Genomic DNA, 241 nt, shown 5'->3' with positions numbered 1-241 from the left:
GCCTGATTGGCGATGCGTTGCAGTGGCAACCAGCGGGGTAAAGGCTCTGCGCCACTGATTTTTATACGATCAATGGCAAAGCAGGGCTTTTCAACCGGAAAGACAATCCGGTCCAAAGTGGCCGCCGGTGCCGATAAGCGCACATCCGGTGTAGAGGGGGCCAAACGCTCTTCCAGTGCCCGTTGCCGGGCCTGTTGATGGATACTTTGCTCAACGGGGGGGAATTCCGCACCATAACTGG

At 57.3% G+C, this 241-nt stretch carries 1 pseudogene; it reads right to left on the bottom strand.

Features of this window, described 5'->3' with window-relative positions:
- Nucleotides 1-241, bottom strand: a pseudogene (locus V1952_RS22785) (ShlB/FhaC/HecB family hemolysin secretion/activation protein); the annotation flags it as partial.

This window comes from Yersinia sp. 2542 StPb PI (genome assembly GCF_048593855.1).
Lineage (GTDB): Bacteria > Pseudomonadota > Gammaproteobacteria > Enterobacterales > Enterobacteriaceae > Yersinia > Yersinia enterocolitica_E.
This window is presented reverse-complemented; position numbering and strand designations above follow the sequence as displayed.